This is a genomic window from Halorubrum rubrum (assembly GCF_024494685.1).
Classification (GTDB): Archaea; Halobacteriota; Halobacteria; order Halobacteriales; family Haloferacaceae; genus Halorubrum; species Halorubrum rubrum.
The window spans coordinates 159,586-175,844 of sequence record NZ_JANHDM010000008.1; the positions used below are offsets into that span (position 1 = coordinate 159,586).

A 16,259-nucleotide genomic window follows, 5' to 3' on the forward strand; every position below is an offset into this window, starting at 1 on the left:
CTCCCTTTGACACAGGGTCACATAAGACCGATCCACAATGACAGCAGGACTCTCGGCACGACTCGACCGGATCTCGACGAACGATCGCTACCTCATCGTCCCGATGGACCACGGGATCACGATGGGCGCGGTGAAGGGACTCGTCGACATCGAGTCGACGATAGACGGCGTCACGAAGGGCGGCGCGGACGCGGTGCTCACCCAGCGGGGGATCGCCCCGCGCGTCCACGACAACAAGAACGGCGCGGGCTACATCGTCCACGTCAACGCCTCGACGACGATCGGCCCGGACGAACAGGACAAACGTGTCACCGCGAGCGCGGAGGCGGCGGTCCGCGCCGGCGCGGACGCGGTCTCGTTCCACATCAACGTCGGCTCCGACCACGAGCCCGAGCAGATCGAGGAGCTCGCGGAGCTCACGGAGGACGCCTCGCGGCTCGGGCTCCCGGTGCTCGCGATGGCGTACGCGCGCGGACCGGGCGTCGACAGCGCCGACCCCGAGTCGCTCGGGCACGCCGTCCGGCTCGCCGAGGAGCTCGGCGCGGACGTGGTGAAGACCGGCTACTCAGGCGACGGCGACTCCTTCGGGCGCGTCACCGAGTCCACCCGGCTCCCCGTCGTCATCGCCGGCGGCTCGAAGGGGACGGATCGTGAAACCGTCGAGATGGTGCGCGGCGCGATGGACGGCGGCGCGGCCGGCGTCTCGATGGGGCGGTCGATCTTCCAGCACGACGACCCCGAGGGGATCGCGAGCGCGGTGTCGGCGGTCGTCCACGACGACGCCGACGTGGAGGCGGCGCTCGAGGCCGGCGGGTTCCTCGAGGCGTAGTCGGGAGCCCGGCTCACTCGGCGCCGACGTTCTGTCCGCCCTCGAAGGAGCCCGGATCGGGCTCGATGTCCGCGTACTGGACCGCCCGGCGGCCGAGCGTGAGCGTCCGTCGGTCGAGCCCCTCGTCGGCGAACTCGCCGTCCTCGAACTGCTCGCTCGCGTGGGGGATCGCGACCTGATGGGGGATCACCCACGCGTTGAGCGCCCGACAGACCGACCGGAGGTGGTCGAGCGCGGTGACGGGGAACCCGCCGCCGGCGACCGCCAGCAGGCCGACGGTCTCGTCCTCGAACTCGTCGAACCCGCAGTAGTCGATCGCCGTCTTGAGCGGCGAGGAGTACGAACCGTGGTACATCGGCGTGCCGAGGAGGACGGAGTCCGCCTCCCGTACCCGTCGGGTGAACGCCTCGGCGTCGCCCGCCTCGTCGCGGTCGGCGTCGAACGGCGGGAGGTCGTACTCCCGGAGGTCGAGCAGTTCGCCGCTCCCGCCCGCCTCGCGAACGCCGTCGAGCGCGCGACGGAGGCCCGTTCGAGTGTGGCTCGTCTCCCGAAGACTTCCGGGGATCGCGACGACACGTGGTGAGTCGGCCATGGACGCCCGAACGGCGGCCGCGCACTAATACGGTCGCCCGAGATCCCCCCACCCGTGCCCCGGTCGCCCGTAGGTGCCGGAGCCGAGCCGAGTCCCGCGTCCGCGCATGTCCCTTCCGCAGTTTTCAAGCACCGTCCCCGTGAGGTTCCAGTAATGACACGCACGGTCTGGGTCAAAGCCGACGGCGCGGTCGGCGACTGGGAGGCGCGGAAGCGACGGATCACGGCCGCCATCGAGGCGGGGGTCGACTGGGTGCTCGTCGACGAGGCGGACGTCGCGCGCGTCAGGGAGCTCGGCGACGTGAACGTGGCGGCGTTCCTCGCGGACGCCGACGTCGTCGACGGCGACGACGAGCAGGCGGAGGCGGACGCCTACTTCGTCGGGAAGGGCGGCGAGGGCGACGGCACCATCGACCTCCCGGAGGACTTCTCCGGCTCGGCCGACCTCACGACGCTGCGCCGGCGCGACGACCGCGCGCAGGGCGCGTACGTCCGCGTGCTCGGCACCGAGTACGAGGCGTTCGCCGAGGAGGCCGCGGAGGCGGCCGACTTCACCGTTATCGTCGGCGAGGACTGGTCGATCATTCCCCTCGAGAACCTGATCGCGCGGGTCGGCGAGGAGACCCACCTGATCGCTGGCGCGACGACCGCCGCCGAGGCGCGAACCGCCTTCGAGACGCTCGAGATCGGTGCGGACGGCGTCCTCATCGACTCGGACTCGCCCGACGAGATCCGCGGCGCGGTCGAGGCCCGCGACGCGGCCGACCGCGAGACGCTCGAGTTGCGGTACGCCGAGGTGACCGCGGTCGAGGCCACCGGCATGGCCGACCGCGTCTGTATCGACACCGGGTCGCTGATGGACGACGCGGAGGGGATGCTGGTCGGGTCGATGTCGCGCGGGCTCTTCTTCGTCCACGCGGAGACCGCGGAGTCGCCGTACGTCGAGTCGCGCCCGTTCCGCGTGAACGCGGGCGCCGTCCACGCGTACGTGCGCAACCCCGACGGCGGGACGAACTACCTCGCGGAGCTGTCGAGCGGCGACGAGGTCCAGGTCGTCGACACGGAGGGGCACACCCGCGAGGCGATCGTCGGCCGCGTGAAGATCGAGAAGCGCCCGATGTTCCGAGTCCAGGCGGAGCTCGAGACCGACGACGGCGTCGACCGGATCGAGACGCTGATCCAGAACGCCGAGACGGTGAAGGTCGCCACGAGCGAGGGACGCAAGGCGGTCACCGACCTCGAGGCCGGCGACGAGGCGCTCGTCTACTACGAGGACGTCGCGCGCCACTTCGGCGAGGCCGTCGAGGAGAGCATCATCGAGAAGTGAGCCGACGGAACAACCGGTAATTACGGGCCCTCGATCGCGGCGCGGATCGCCGACGCGCACGGAGAGGGGGTCACGGCTGGCGAGAGCGACGGCGGCGGGGCACGCTTCGGTATCGCCTTCTGACCTCGACAACGGTTATCCCTCCACGGCCGTACTCTCACACGTCCATGACCACCATCGGCATCATCGGGGCGGGCGCGGCCGCGGCCGCGGCGACGCACGTCCTCGACTCGGCCGTCCCGGACGCGCAGGTGACCGTCCTCGAGAAGTCGGGCGGACTCTGTGGTCGAGCCGCGACCCGGCGAAACGACGAGCGGGACCTCGTGTACGATTACGGCGCGAACTACCTCAAATCCGACGACGCGCGCGTCGTCGATCTCGTGACCGAGGTCCTCGACGACGAGGGGATGGTCGAGGTGACGGAGCCGGTCCACACGTTCGAGGAGTCGGGCGAGGTGTCGTCCGGCCGCGACGCCGACGAACACAAGTGGAGCTACCGCATGGGACTCACCCAGATCGCGAAGCGTCTCTTCGGCGGGACCGACGCGACGATCCATCGACGAACCCGCGTCGAGACGATCCGGCGGGAGGAGAGGGACGACCGCGACTCTGCTTGGACCCTCGTCGACACCGACGGCGACTCGTGGGGGCCCTTCGACGTCCTCCTCGTGAACCCGCCGGCCCCCCAGAGCGCCGAGCTCCTCTCCGACGCCGAGTGGGACTCACCGGTCCGCGAGTCGCTCCGGGCGGCCGCCGCCGACGTCCCCTACCGCGCCGTCTGGACCGCGGTCCTCCACTATCCATTCGCGCTCGACCGGCCCTACTACGGGCTCGTGAACACGGACAAGGAACACGAGGTCGGCTGGATCTCCCGCGAGGAGTGTAAGGCCGGTCACGTCCCCGACGGCGAGTCGCTGCTCGTCGTCCAGGCGGGCGGCGAGTGGTCCGCGGAGCGCTACGACGTCGACCCCGCCGACAACGTCGCGGAACTCGCCGGCCACGCCGCCGAGATCGTCGGCGACGACCGTCTCCTCGATCCCGACTGGACGGACCACCAGGGGTGGCGCTACGCGATCCCGGAGGGGGAGATCGACCGCGATCCGGCGGACGGGGAGGACCCGGTCGACGCCGCGGCGCGCGAGGGGCTGTACGTCCTCGGCGACTGGGTCGCCGGCGAGGGCCGGCTCCACGCCGCGCTCGCGAACGGGCTCGACGTCGGCGAGCGGGTCGCTCGCGAGGTCTGAATCCGGGCGACGAACGGGAACCGGGCCGTGGCCCGCTAGAGGTCGTACAGCTCGCCGTACTTTCCCTCGACGTACGCGAGGAACGCGTCCGCGGAGAAGTCCTCGCCGGTCGCGCGCCTCACCAGCTCGTTCGTCTCGTAGCGGGAGCCGTGGCGGTGGACGTTCTCGCCGAGCCACCCGTGGAGCCGGTCGAAGTCGCCGTCGGCGATCGATCCCTCCAGATCGTCGATCTCGCTCTCGGCCGCGGCGTACAGCTGTGCCGCCATGACGGAGCCGAGCGAGTACGTCGGGAAGTAGCCGAAGTTGCCGTGGCTCCAGTGGATGTCCTGGAGACACCCCTCCGCGTCCGTCTCGGGGCGGATCCCGAGGTACTGCTCGTACTTGTCGTTCCACGTTTCGGGCACGTCCTCGACCGCGAGGTCGCCGCGGACCAGGTCGCGTTCGATCTCAAATCGGACGACGATGTGAAGGTGGTAGGTGAGTTCGTCGGCCTCGACGCGGATGAGGTTGTCCTCGTACACCTGGTTTACGGCCTCGTAGGCGTCCTCGACGGTCGCGTCCGCGGTCTCCGGGAAGCGTTCCTCGAACGTCGGCAAGAAGAGCTCCCAGAACGCCCGGCTCCGGCCGACGTGGTTCTCCCAGAGCCGCGACTGTGACTCGTGGACCGAGAGGTCGCGCGACTCGCCGAGCGGCGTCCCCCAGTGCTCCTGGGGAAGTCCGAGGTTGTACTGGGCGTGGCCGAACTCGTGGATCGTCGACCCCACCGCGGCGAGCGGGTCGGACGCGTCGAACCGCGTCGTCACCCGGCAGTCGAACTGGTTGCCGGACGTGAACGGGTGCGAGGAGACGTCGAGCCGGCCGCGCTCGAAGTCGTAGCCGACGAGCTCCAGGGCGTCGCGCGCGAGCGCCTCCTGGTCGTCCGTCGGGAAGGTCCCCCGGAAGGTGTCGACGGCGAGGTCTCGGTCGGACGCGCGGATCGCGTCGATCATCGGGACGAGCGCCTCCCGCAACTCCTCGAGGATCCCCTCCGCGCGCTCGATGGAGAGGCACGGCTCGTACTCCTCGAAGAGCACCTCGTAGGGGTCCCGGTCGGGGTCGACGTGGTCGGCGTACTCGCGTTTGAGCTCGACCTGTCGCTCCAGGTGCGGGGCGAACGCCTCGAAGTCGTCCTCGGCTCGTGCCTCCTCCCAGGCCGCGAGCGCCTCCGAGCTCGCCTCGGAGATCCGCTCGACGAGTTCGACGGGGACGGCGTCGGCGCGCTCGTGTTCCCGGCGGATCTCGCGGACGACCGCGGACTCCTCGTCCGTCAGGTCGGCGTCCGCGAGCTCCGCGAGGAGGGCGGCGGTCTCGTCGTCGGTCAGCATGTCGTGGCGGACCGACGAGAGCGCGGAGAGCTGCTTCGATCGGGCGGGGGTACCGCCCTCGGGCATCATCACCTGCTGGTCCCAGCCGAGCACGCCGGCCGCGCTGCCGACGGCGTTCCAGCGTTTCGCGCGCTCGAGGAGGGCGTCGTACGCGTCCGGGGCGTCGGACCCGTCGTCGGATGCGGCTTCCGTTGCCATACCGCGTGGAACGGTCGGGTACGTTAAGAAGGACCCGCTCGCGGAACCGCACGCCCACCACGGTTCCGCGCCGCTCCGGCGGCTCGGACCGCGGAGTGGAAACGGTCATTACCGCTCGATACTGAGGGCCGGCGATGACCGATCGCGTCCACAGCATCGACGCCATGCGCATCGTTGCGGTGGTGCTCGTCGTGGCGATCCACACGGATCCCTTTCAGGGGCTCGGGACCGCCGGAAACGCAGTCAACTTCGCGATAAAGACGACGGCGCGGTTCGCCGTGCCGTTCTTCTTCCTCGTCTCGGGGTACTTCTTCGCGAGGAAGACGGTCGACCGAGACCCGCGGACGTACCTCCTCCGGCGGACCGTCGCGCTCGGATCGCTGTACGCGTTCGGGCTCGCACTCGCCGCGCCGGCGTTCTTCGGCGGTCGGCTGGCGACCGACGTGGCGACCGGCCGCCCGGTGGTCCGCGCCGGCGCGGCGCGGATCGCCGCGTTCCTGGACCCGATCGAGCTTCTGTACTACGGCACCTCCGTCTCGGAGGTCCTCTGGTTCCTCCCGGCGCTCCTGTTCTCGCTCGCGTTCGTCGCGGCGTTCGCGGCGATCGGGCGGCCGCGCGTCGGTCTGGCGGTCGCGCTGTGTCTCCACGTCGTCGGCCTGCTTGGGACGAGCTACACGATGTTCGTCGACGTGCCATTCGAGGTCCGCGACGGACTCTTCTTCGGCTTCTTCTACGTGAGCCTGGGGTACGCGATCGCCCGCCACGGATGGAATCCGTCGCGGGACCGGAGCGGGATCCTGCTGGCTCTCGTCGCCTGTTTCGTCGTCCTCCAGATCGTCGAGTTCTCCCTGCTCGGCTACCCGCTTCGCGGCGAATCGTTCGGTTCGTACGTCTTCGCGCCGAGCTTCGGAGTCACCACGGCGTTTCTCACCCTCTCGCTGTTCCTGTTCCTGCTGTCGCGGCCGACGCTCGGGGCCGGCACGCCGCTCCCCTCCTGGGGCGTGTACGCCGTGGGGATCTACGTCACGCATCCCGTCGTTCTCGCCGCGATCCGGGGGCTCCGCGACGCGCTCGCGGCGGCCGGCTGGGAGACGGTCGCCGCGGCGTTCTGGCACGTCGGCGGAACGCCGTCGACGGTGGCCGGTGCGCTCGGCGTCTACCTGCTCGCCCACCGACTCCGGATCGTCGAGATCGGCGGGAGCCACTTCCCCGGTGTCCCCCTCCTCGCGTCGCGCCGGTCGCGGTGAGACGCTGACGTCGACGACTCGGGCGACGGTCCGACACCAGCGACTCCGGGAGCGAGAGCTATTTGGCGCCGGCCGAGAAACCGCCGCACAAGGATGTCCACGGACGACTTCATCGACATGCGGTCCGACACCGTCACGCAACCCTCGGAGGCGATGCGGGACGCGGCACGGGACGCCGAGGTCGGCGACGACGTGTACCGCGACGACCCGACGGTCAACGAACTGGAGCGCCGCGCGGCCGAGGCCGTCGGCATGGAGGCCGCGCTCTACACCCCGAGCGGGACGATGGCCAACCAGATCGCGATCAACGTCCACACCGATCCCGGTCAGGAGCTGCTCTTGGAGCGGGAGTCGCACGTCTACCGCTGGGAGCTCGCGGGCGCGTCCGCGCTCTCGGGACTCCAGACCCGGACGATCGACGCGGGCGAACGGTGCGTTCCGACCGCGGAGGCGGTCGAACGCGAGATCGTCGAGGAGGACCTCCACCGGCCGGGGACCGGCCTCCTGAGCCTCGAGAACACCCACAACTACCGGGGCGGAGTCGCCGTACCGAAGGCCCGGCTCGACGCGGCCGCGACCGCCGCGGGCGACGCCGGCGTTCCCGTCCACCTCGACGGCGCGCGCGTGTTCAACGCGAGCGTCGCGCTCGAGGAGCCCGCACCGTCGCTGCTCGAGGAAATAGACAGCGTCACGTTCTGTCTCTCGAAGGGGCTCGGCGCGCCGGTCGGGTCGATCCTCGCCGGGGACGAGGCGTTCGTCGACGAGGCCCGGCGGGTCCGCAAGCTGTTCGGCGGCGGGATGCGGCAGGCCGGGATGATCGCCGCACCCGGCCTGCTCGCGCTGGAGAACGTCGAGCGCCTGGCGGAGGACCACGCGAACGCCGCCGCCCTCGCCGCGGGCCTGGACTCGATACCGGGCGTCTCGGTCCCCGAGCCCGACACGAACATCGTCGTCGCCGACACCGAGGCGGCCGGGATCGAGGCGGGCGACCTCGTCGAGGCCTGTACCGACGCCGGCGTCGGCTGCGGCGAGTTCGACACGTACACCACCCGGTTTACGACGCACCTCGGCATCGACGCGGACGACGTCGACGACGCGGTCGACCGGGTGAGCGAGGTCGTCGAGGGGCTGTCGGCGTAGACCGCTTCCTTCGCTTCCGTCAGTTAGTCTACCTACTATTCGAAAGCGATTTAATCCTTTAGGCGAGCCTAAAACATATGACGAGAGACACCGGCGGGGACGACCCGTCGTGGCGTGACCAGACACGGCGGCGCGGTCGTGGGTGCGGGAGTCCTCGCGGGCTGTGCCGTCGGCTCGGGGTCACGGCGGTCCGGAACGAGCGAATTCATGAGCAGGGGGCCCGATATCGGGGTCCGGTTCTCAACCGCTTCCAACTGGAGATGACCGCGAAACAGCTCTATCCGAAGGCGTTCGGCGAGTGGCCCCGTCACGAGGAGGGTCCGTACCCGGAATTCCCCGAGGAGGAACGCCTGTCCGACCGCCGGCGAGTCAGAGACGCCGTCGCGGGTGATCTGTAGATGCGCGCCCGCGAGTGGGCTGTCGCGGCCGCGTCCGGCGACCCGACGGAGTACGACGTGCCGACGCTCCCGACGTGGCGGGTCGAGCGTGGCTTCGACGGCGGCCTCGCGTTCGCGTCCGCCGCCGGCGATCCCCCGTTCATCGCCGCCGAGCACCCGGTCGAGGTGCGACGATGACGGGCGGGCCCGACGCCGCGGCTCCGGACGCCCCGGTCGACCGCGACGTGGTGGTCGTCGGAGGCGGAGTCGCCGGACTCTCGGCGGCCGTCTTCACGGCCCGTCACGACCTCGACACGCTCGTCGTCGATCCGAACGGCTCGATCCTGCGCCGGAACGCACATCTGGAGAACTTCCCCGGCTTCCCCGTCGGCGTCAACGCGCGCCGTCTGCTCGACCTCCTCACCGAGCAGGCCGAGAACGCCGGCGCGAGCCTGACGAACGCTCGGGTCGTTCGCGTCGAGGTCGTCGACGCCGACACTCCCGACGCAGGGGAGTCGTCCCCGGCGGACGACGGTCGGTTCGCGGTCACGGCCGACGACGGTTCCCGGATCCGGACGCGGTACGTCGTCGCCGCCACGAAGAACGAGACCGGCTACCTGGAGGGGATCGACGGCGTCGGCCTCCTCGACCGCGGGAAGACGTTCGTCGACACCGACGAGCGCGGTCGGACCGGTGTTGACGGCCTGTACGCCGCGGGGCGGCTCGCCGAGAAACCGCACCAGGCCGCGGTGTGTGCCGGCCACGGCGCGGAGGTCGCAGTCACCCTCCTCGAGGACGACGACGGGCCGTTCTACCACGACTGGGTCGCTCCCGAGGGATACTTCTCCGACCGCGGGCGGCCGATCCCGCCGGGATGCGAGGAGATAGCCGAGGCCGAGCGACGACGACGCGAGACCCGGTCGCTCGAGACAATGCGCGAGCGCTTCGGAGAGCCGCACCCGGACGACCAGGAGACGCATCCGAGCCTTCGAGAGGACTGATCGAGTGAGCGGAACGCTGCGCTCGGCCGAGGAAGACAAATGATCGGCACCACGCTCGAGGACATTCGCGACCACATCGGGCGGCTCGCGAGCGGTGACGGCGAGTACCGTCTCGTCTGTGCGCGCTACGGCGACCGCCCCGTTCCCGCGGCTGGACTCCGGTTCCCGGACCGATCCACCGCGCGGGTGGCCGCGCGAGCGACCGAGCAGTACCGGGCCGCACTCCGCCGGTACGATCCGGAGCTCCCCCGCTACGACGTCATCGTCTGCCAGCTGTACGATGAGTCCGCCCGAACCACGGTCGAGGAACCGAAGCGTTCCGATCCGGCGTCCGTGTTCGTCTCCGACGACGAGAGGGAGAGCGAGTTGGACGATGAGAGTGAACGGGGCGACGGTGACGAGCGGGACGGCGGGGACGACCGCGAGTGGGCGCTCACGGAGCCGGTCGTCAACGGCTCGGCCAAGCGTAACGAACGCCGACGGCGGTTGGTTGAGTTCTGTCATCGGATCGCCGCCGTCGTCTTCGAGTCGCTCTCGGCGAGCGGAAAGCGACGGGTCGAGGAGGCGGTGATGGACCGCTACTTCGCGCTCGCCGAACGGGTCGGCGATCCCGACGACCTCTGTCTCCGGCTGCTCGAGGGGATGGCCGCGGAACTCGCCGACCGCCTCTCACCCGACGAACAGGCGTCCATCCTCGCCGATGCGGCCGGTCGACTGGACGCTCCGACGCCGGCGGCCGCCGAACCGGTCACGGCGACGCTCGACGAGCTTCGGGGATGCGGGATCGTCGACGACTTCGATCGACGCGAACCGCCCGATTTCGACGGTGACGGTCGCCGAACGACGGACATCCGGCTTACCGGATACGCGCTCTCTCCACGATGCGGATCGCTGCCCGTGTTGCCGATCGTCGTCGACCTCCTCGGTCGAGCCTCGAAACGGCGGCCCACGGGAACGCGGGTGGAACCGACGGACGACGGCTGGCGGGTCCGGATCGCGTTCGATGACGAAAGCGGGAGCGACGACGAGAGCAGTGAGGAACACCGGAGCGACGACGAAAACCGGAGCGACGACGAAAACCGAAGACGGGTCGACCCGGACGGCCTGGTCGTCGCTCCGATCCGCTCGGCCGGGTCGTCCGCGTCGTCCGAGTCGTAACGGACGAGCACGGAACGGCGGACGAGACGGCAACGACGACGGGGTGAACGGTCGAACCCGATCGGGAGCGTCAGTTACCGTCGAACCCCTGGTCGGCGAGCGCGTCCTCGAGGGCCGCGAGCAGGAACTCGACGTTCTGCGGGCGCGCGGAGTAGCCCATACAGCCGATCCGCCAGACGTCGCCCGCGAGATCGCCGAGCCCGGAGGCGATCTCGATGTCGTACTCCTCGAGGAGGTAGTCGATGACCGCGCCGTCGTCGATCCCGTCGGGCACCCTGACCGCGTTGAGGCTGGGCAGCCAGTACTCGTCTGGCGCGTTCATCTCCAGTCCGAGGTCCTGGAGGCCGGCCTTCAGGTCGCCCGCGACCGCGCGATGCCGCTCCCAGCGGCTCTCGATGCCCTCCTCGGCGACGAGCCGGAGTGCCTCGCGGATCGCGTACACGTTGGTGATCGGCGCGGTGTGGTGGTAGGCGCGCTCGTCGCCCCAGTACCCCTCCAGAAGCGAGAGGTCGAGGTACCACGACCGGGGCTGCTCGTCGCGGTCGAGCACCTTGTCCATCGCCCGGTCGTTGAGCGTGAGCGGGCTCGCGCCCGGCGGACACGAGAGGCACTTCTGTGGCCCGGAGTACGCCACGTCGACGTCCCACTCGTCGACGCGCATCTCGACGCCGCCGAGCGACGTGACGCAGTCGGCGATGACGTACGCGTCGTGGGCGTGCGCGATGTCGGTCAGCTCGGAGACGTGCGGCTGGAGGACGCCGGTCGAGGTCTCCGCGTGGACGAACCCGAACACGTCCGGCTGGTGGGCGTCGAACGCCGCCTCGACGTCGGCGGGGTCGAGCGGCTCGCCCCACGGCGCGTCGACCTCGACGACGTCGCCGCCGGCGCGCTCGGCCATCGAAGCCATCCGCTCGCCGAAGTAGCCGTTCGTCGGAACGAGCATCATGTCGCCGGGCTCGACGAGGTTGCCGATCGCCGCCTCCATCGACGCCGAGCCGGTCCCCGAGACCGGGATCGTCCACCGGTTGTCGGTCCGGAACGTGTACCGCAACAGCTCTTGAACCTCGTCCATTATCTCGACGAACGCGGGGTCGAGGTGGCCGACCAGCGGCGTGCTCATTCCGCGAAGCACCCGCGGGTGGACCTCGCTCGGCCCCGGCCCCATCAGCGTCCGGTCCGGCGGCGAGAGCTCTCCGACCTGCGGCGCTTCGGCGTCCCCGGCGATCTCCGGTGATCGATCGTGCATACTAGCCGTTCTCGCGGCGGACGTGAAAAACGCGACGGAACCCGAAACGGCGACGGCGACGACGTCCGCGACCGAAACGGCAACGGGACGGCAACGGCGACGACGTCCGCGATCGCGACGGTCCACGTCGATCGTCCGCTCCCGTGCGATCGATCTCCGGGAGAGTGGCGGGTTCGAGGGCTACTCCGCGCTCGTCACGAAGTCCGGCTCGACGCGCTTCTCCTCGTACTCCGCGACCAGGTGGTCGACGAAGACGTCGAGGTCGACGTCGCCGCGCTGGTTCTCGAAGCGGTCGCGCACCGAGACGGTGCCGGCCTCGGCCTCGTCGTCGCCGACGACGACCATGTACGGGAGCCGGTCGTCGTGGCCCTGGCGGATCTTGCGGCCGACCGTCCAGTCGCGGTCCTCGACCTCGACGCGGATCCCCGCGTCGGCGAGCGCGTTCTTCACGCGGTGGGCGTAGCCGAGCGTCTCGTCGGAGACGGGGAGGATCCGAACCTGTTCGGGCGCGAGCCACAGCGGGAAGTCGCCGTCGAAGTGCTCGATGAGAACCATGAAGAAGCGCTCGTAGCTCCCGTACAGCGCCCGGTGGATCATCACCGGGCGGTGCTCCTCGTTGTCCTCGCCGGTGTAGGTCAACCCGAAGCGCTCGGGCATGTTGAAATCCAGCTGGACCGTCGGCCCGTCCCAGACGCGGCCCAGGGCGTCCTCGAAGCCGAAGTCGATCTTCGGGCCGTAGAAGGCCCCGTCGCCGGGCTCGACGTCGTAGTCGTAGCCGCCGGACTCGAGCACGTCGCGCAGCTGCTCCTCGGCGGACTCCCAGATCTCGTCGCCGCCGACGGACTTCTCGGGCCGGGTCGCTAACGCGACCTCGACCTCGAGGTCGAGGGTCTCGACGACCTCGAAGATCATCCCGATGACGGACTCGATCTCTTTCCGGATCTGGTCGGGGCGGACGAAGAGATGGCCGTCGTCGATGGTGAACGACCACACCCGCGAGAGTCCCGACAGCTCGCCGCGCTGCTCCTTGCGGTACACCTTCCCGTTCTCGAAGTAGCGTTTCGGGAGGTCGCGGTAGGACCACGACTGCTGGTCGAAGATCGTGGCGTGGCCCGGACAGTTCATGGGTTTGAGCCCGTACTCCTCGTCGTTGACGTCGAGGAGGAACATGTCCTCCTTGTAGTTCTCGTAGTGGCCGGACTTCTTCCACAGCTCCGTCCGGAACACGTGCGGCGTCTCGACCTCCTCGTAGCCGTTCTCGCGATTGAGTCCGTTCGCGAACCCGGAGAGCTCGTTCAGGACGGTCTTGCCCGGCGGGTGATACAGCGGGAGGCCCGGCCCCGTCACCGTCGGGATCGAGAAGAGGTTCATCTCCTGGCCGATCTTGCGGTGGTCGCGCTCCTCGGCCCGCTCGCGCAGTTCGAGGTGCTCCTCGAGGTCGGACTCGGAGGCGAACGCCGTCCCGTACACGCGCGTCAGGGTGTCGTTGTCCTCGTCGCCGCGCCAGTAGGCCGCCGACACCTCGAGCAGCGCCGCCGCCCCGATCTCGCCGGTCGACTCCACGTGCGGGCCCCGACAGAGGTCCTGCCAGCCGTCCTGGACGTAGAAGGTCACCTCGTCGTCGTCGGCTTCCTCCTCCAGTATCTGGCGTTTGTACTCGTTGTCGGCGTAGATCTCCATCGCGTCCTCGCGCGAGCGGACGACGCGCTCGACGTCGTAGTCGGCCGCGATGATCTCCTCCATCTCGGCCTCGATGACGTCGAGGTCGTCCTCGTCGAGGTCGACGTCGGTCACGTCGTAGTAGAACCCCTCGTCGGTCGGCGGGCCGATCGTGAGCGTCGCCTCGGGGTAGAGTCGCTGGAGCGCCTGTGCGAAGACGTGCGCGGCCGTGTGGCGCAGGACCGTCAGGTACTCGTCCGACTGGTCGGTGACGATCTCGATCCGGTCGCCGTCGGCCACCTCGGCGTGCCTCTCGACGAGCTCGCCGTCGATCTTGCCGGCGACCGTGTCGCGTCCGAGTCCGGGACCGATCTCGTAAGCGACGTCCTCGACCGTCGATCCGGCCGGCACGGAGAGCTCTGACCCGTCCGGGAGGACGACCGTCACGTCGGCGCGCGCGTCCGTCTCGCTCATACCCTCGGAAAGCCGGACGAACGGCATAAGTGTTGTTCGATCCGCCCGAACGGGATCGCGAGAGTCGACGGGGCGGGTCGACGCCGGAGGTCGACGACGAGCGTCGGCGATCGGCCACCGCACCGATGGAAACACACAAACCGGGCGGCAACCCTTGCCTCTACATGACCACGCACCGCGAGCCCCTCCAGTCGGTGTTGGAGACGGTCGGCGAGACGCCGCTCGTCCGGGTCCACGATTCGCCGGACGCGGTGCCGGTGTACGCGAAACTGGAGTCGTTCAATCCCGGCGCGAGCGTCAAGGACCGCATCGGGACGTACATGCTCGAGGAGATGCTGGAGCGGGGCGACCTCGAACCGGGCGGAACGGTGATCGAGCCGACCGCCGGCAACACGGGGATCGGGATCGCGGTCGCCGCCGAACAGCTCGGGGTGAACGCCGTCTTCGTCGTCCCCGAGCGCTTCTCCGTCGAGAAACAGCAGCTGATGCGGGCGCTCGGCGCGGACGTGATCAACACGCCCACCGACGACGGGATGGGGTTCGCGATCGAGCGCGCCCACGAGATCGCCGAGGAGCTGGACGGCGCGGTGGTCCCCCAGCAGTTCTCGAACCCGCTCAACGCCGAGGCCCACTACGAGACGACGGCCCCGGAGATCGACGAGGCGCTCGACGGCGAGGTGGGGGCCGTCGTCGCCGGCTGCGGCACCGCCGGCACCCTGATGGGCATGGCTCGCTACTTCCGCGAGCGCGAGCCCGACACCCGCGTCGTCGCCGTCGAGCCCGCCGGCTCCGCGTACCGCGAGTTCTTCGGCGAGGACGTCGACCACGAGGAGTACAAGACCGAGGGGATCGGCACCCACGACATCGGGACCAACGAGCTGTTCGATCCCGACCTCGTCGACGAGATCCGCGCGATCCCTGACCGCGAGGTCCACGAGGAGATGGCCCGGCTCGCGAGCGAGGAGGGCCACCTCGTCGCCTCCTCGTCGGCCGCGAACGCGCTCGCCGCCAAACGGGTCGCCCGCGGGATCCGCGACGAGGAGGTCGACGCCCCCCACGCGAGCGTCGTGACCGTCTTCCCCGACTCCGCCGAGCGCTACCTCTCGAAGGGCGTCTACCGCGACTTCGAGGAGTGGGAGGGGTAGCGGAGGACCTCCTTCGATTCTGAACGACCCCCCTCGTGGTGGGCGCGATTCGATCTTGAACTCTCACCGCTGTTCGTCATCCGATCAGTGGGAGTACCGTTGTCGTTATGAGTAGCCGGCTCCGTTGGGAGACCCTCTTTCAGGCTTGACATCCTCCCCGCGCTGAAGCGCGAGGATTCCCACGGCACTGCGCCGCTGAGTTGGGATATTGTGGGTTACGACGTGACCTGTTCTTGAGGCGCGAATGCGCCAGTTTCCGTGTCAAACAGGAACGCCGATGGCTGTGCCAACCAGCCGTTACTCCTATTCACCGAGAGATTCGGTGAATTCGGAGATACTTTCTGCCGAATGTTTTCTGCACCGTTTATGTCCGCGTTCGCCACTGTACCGCACTCATCGCAGACATACAGTCCGCGTTCAACACGGTTCGCGTCACGCTTTCGACCACAGCACGAGCACGACTTCGAGGTATCCCGCTCAGACACCTTTTCAACCGTGATGCCTTCCATCTCGGCTTTGTATTCGAGGAGGTCGGTGAACCGGTCGAACGCCCACGAGTGGAGGTCAAGATTGCCATGCTTGCCCCAGTTCTTCGCCTCGGCGTTCTCTTCATCCTCACGGATGCCGGAGAGATCACCCACCACGATCGTTCCAATTTTCTCGTCAACACACTGCTGGATGATGTGCTTGGAGAGGGTGTGAAAGTAGTGAGTACGGCGGGCCGACTTCTTCTGGTTCAGTCGCGTGGCCTGCTCGGAGTCCGAGTCGTCACACCGAGCGATTCGCTTGCTGAAGTAGTAGTCGTCCTGTTTCAAGCAGTTCAGCGGGTATAGCTCGCTGTGACCGTCTTCATACGCGAGTGCAGCGAAGTTGTTGATCCCGAGATCAACACCGACCGTCTTCTCACCGGGGGCTTCGTTCACGTCGATCTTGACCTTACAGACGAAGTGGAGTTCCCATTCCTCACCCGTCCAGGCAATTTTGACTTGTTGGACGCTCTCCACGGTGGAGAGGTCAACATTCGGGCGAGTCTGGTACTTACACAGGACAAAGTCCGACCAGTACTCCTTCAGGTTCGATCCGTTTGAGAGCCGAACGCGGTTGTACTGGGTGTCGAGTTTGAAGCCTTTCTGCTTGAATGTGACCGTGGAACGCGGGTGGTCGTCACCGTGTTTGCGGTATCCGGGCGGGTTCGCTCGCGTGTCTCCGTTGCGTCGCTTGCCGTACCAACCGTTGAACGCCTCAGCGAGTTCTTGAAG

General features: G+C 68.8%; 14 protein-coding genes and 1 pseudogene. 10 read left to right on the plus strand and 5 right to left on the minus strand.

What is annotated here, in order from left to right:
- The first annotated feature begins 37 nt into the window (after positions 1-37).
- Complete coding sequence (locus NO889_RS10525) at positions 38-829, plus strand: 2-amino-3,7-dideoxy-D-threo-hept-6-ulosonate synthase (protein WP_256412204.1); 792 nt, start codon at positions 38-40, stop codon at positions 827-829.
- A gap of 13 nt (positions 830-842) precedes the next feature.
- On the opposite strand, the gene NO889_RS10530 is transcribed toward NO889_RS10525, so the two are convergent.
- A complete protein-coding gene (locus NO889_RS10530) occupies positions 843-1,421 on the minus strand; it encodes an NADPH-dependent FMN reductase (protein WP_256412205.1) in 579 nt (192 codons plus the stop codon).
- 153 nt (positions 1,422-1,574) lie between these two features.
- Here NO889_RS10530 and NO889_RS10535 point away from each other — a divergent pair, with 153 nt between their 5' ends.
- Both NO889_RS10535 and NO889_RS10540 read left to right on the plus strand, forming a co-directional pair.
- Positions 1,575-2,747, plus strand: coding sequence for a 3-dehydroquinate synthase II (locus tag NO889_RS10535; RefSeq protein ID WP_256412206.1), 1,173 nt, complete (start codon positions 1,575-1,577; stop codon positions 2,745-2,747).
- A gap of 167 nt (positions 2,748-2,914) precedes the next feature.
- Positions 2,915-3,991, plus strand: coding sequence for an NAD(P)/FAD-dependent oxidoreductase (locus NO889_RS10540; RefSeq protein WP_256412207.1), 1,077 nt, complete (start codon positions 2,915-2,917; stop codon positions 3,989-3,991).
- A gap of 35 nt (positions 3,992-4,026) precedes the next feature.
- On the opposite strand, the gene NO889_RS10545 is transcribed toward NO889_RS10540, so the two are convergent.
- A complete protein-coding gene (locus NO889_RS10545) occupies positions 4,027-5,553 on the minus strand; it encodes a carboxypeptidase M32 (protein ID WP_256412208.1) in 1,527 nt (508 codons plus the stop codon).
- A gap of 134 nt (positions 5,554-5,687) precedes the next feature.
- On the opposite strand from NO889_RS10545, the gene NO889_RS10550 reads away from it, so the two are divergent.
- From NO889_RS10550 to NO889_RS10575, 6 genes and pseudogenes are all read left to right on the plus strand, one after another.
- Positions 5,688-6,800, plus strand: coding sequence for an acyltransferase family protein (locus NO889_RS10550; RefSeq protein ID WP_256412209.1), 1,113 nt, complete (start codon positions 5,688-5,690; stop codon positions 6,798-6,800).
- Between the two features lie 93 nt (positions 6,801-6,893).
- Positions 6,894-7,940 (plus strand): threonine aldolase family protein, encoded by a 1,047-nt coding sequence (locus tag NO889_RS10555; protein WP_256412210.1) that lies wholly within the window; start codon positions 6,894-6,896, stop codon positions 7,938-7,940.
- 179 nt (positions 7,941-8,119) lie between these two features.
- Positions 8,120-8,338: pseudogene (locus NO889_RS10560) on the plus strand (ABC transporter substrate-binding protein); the annotation flags it as partial.
- Complete coding sequence (locus tag NO889_RS10565; protein ID WP_256412211.1) at positions 8,339-8,515, plus strand: hypothetical protein; 177 nt, start codon at positions 8,339-8,341, stop codon at positions 8,513-8,515.
- Positions 8,512-9,318: an FAD-binding protein gene (locus tag NO889_RS10570; RefSeq protein ID WP_256412212.1), complete on the plus strand. Its 807-nt coding sequence runs from the start codon at positions 8,512-8,514 to the stop codon at positions 9,316-9,318. Before NO889_RS10565 ends, NO889_RS10570 begins: the two co-directional genes overlap by 4 nt.
- Before the next feature lie 39 nt (positions 9,319-9,357).
- Positions 9,358-10,476 (plus strand): DUF7551 domain-containing protein, encoded by a 1,119-nt coding sequence (locus NO889_RS10575; protein WP_256412213.1) that lies wholly within the window; start codon positions 9,358-9,360, stop codon positions 10,474-10,476.
- A 70-nt stretch (positions 10,477-10,546) separates the two neighbouring features.
- Here the strand turns inward: NO889_RS10575 and NO889_RS10580 are convergent, their stop codons facing one another.
- Positions 10,547-11,722 carry a pyridoxal-phosphate-dependent aminotransferase family protein gene (locus NO889_RS10580; protein WP_256412214.1) on the minus strand — a complete coding sequence of 392 codons (1,176 nt, stop codon included), beginning with the start codon at positions 11,720-11,722 and terminating at the stop codon, positions 10,547-10,549.
- A gap of 180 nt (positions 11,723-11,902) precedes the next feature.
- Positions 11,903-13,882, minus strand: coding sequence for a threonine--tRNA ligase (thrS, locus tag NO889_RS10585; protein ID WP_256412215.1), 1,980 nt, complete (start codon positions 13,880-13,882; stop codon positions 11,903-11,905).
- Between the two features lie 137 nt (positions 13,883-14,019).
- Here thrS and NO889_RS10590 point away from each other — a divergent pair, with 137 nt between their 5' ends.
- Positions 14,020-15,000 carry a PLP-dependent cysteine synthase family protein gene (locus NO889_RS10590; protein WP_256412216.1) on the plus strand — a complete coding sequence of 327 codons (981 nt, stop codon included), beginning with the start codon at positions 14,020-14,022 and terminating at the stop codon, positions 14,998-15,000.
- A 215-nt stretch (positions 15,001-15,215) separates the two neighbouring features.
- Here the strand turns inward: NO889_RS10590 and NO889_RS10595 are convergent.
- On the minus strand, positions 15,216-16,259 hold a 1,044-nt coding region (locus tag NO889_RS10595; RefSeq protein WP_256412217.1), incomplete at its 5' end, for an RNA-guided endonuclease InsQ/TnpB family protein.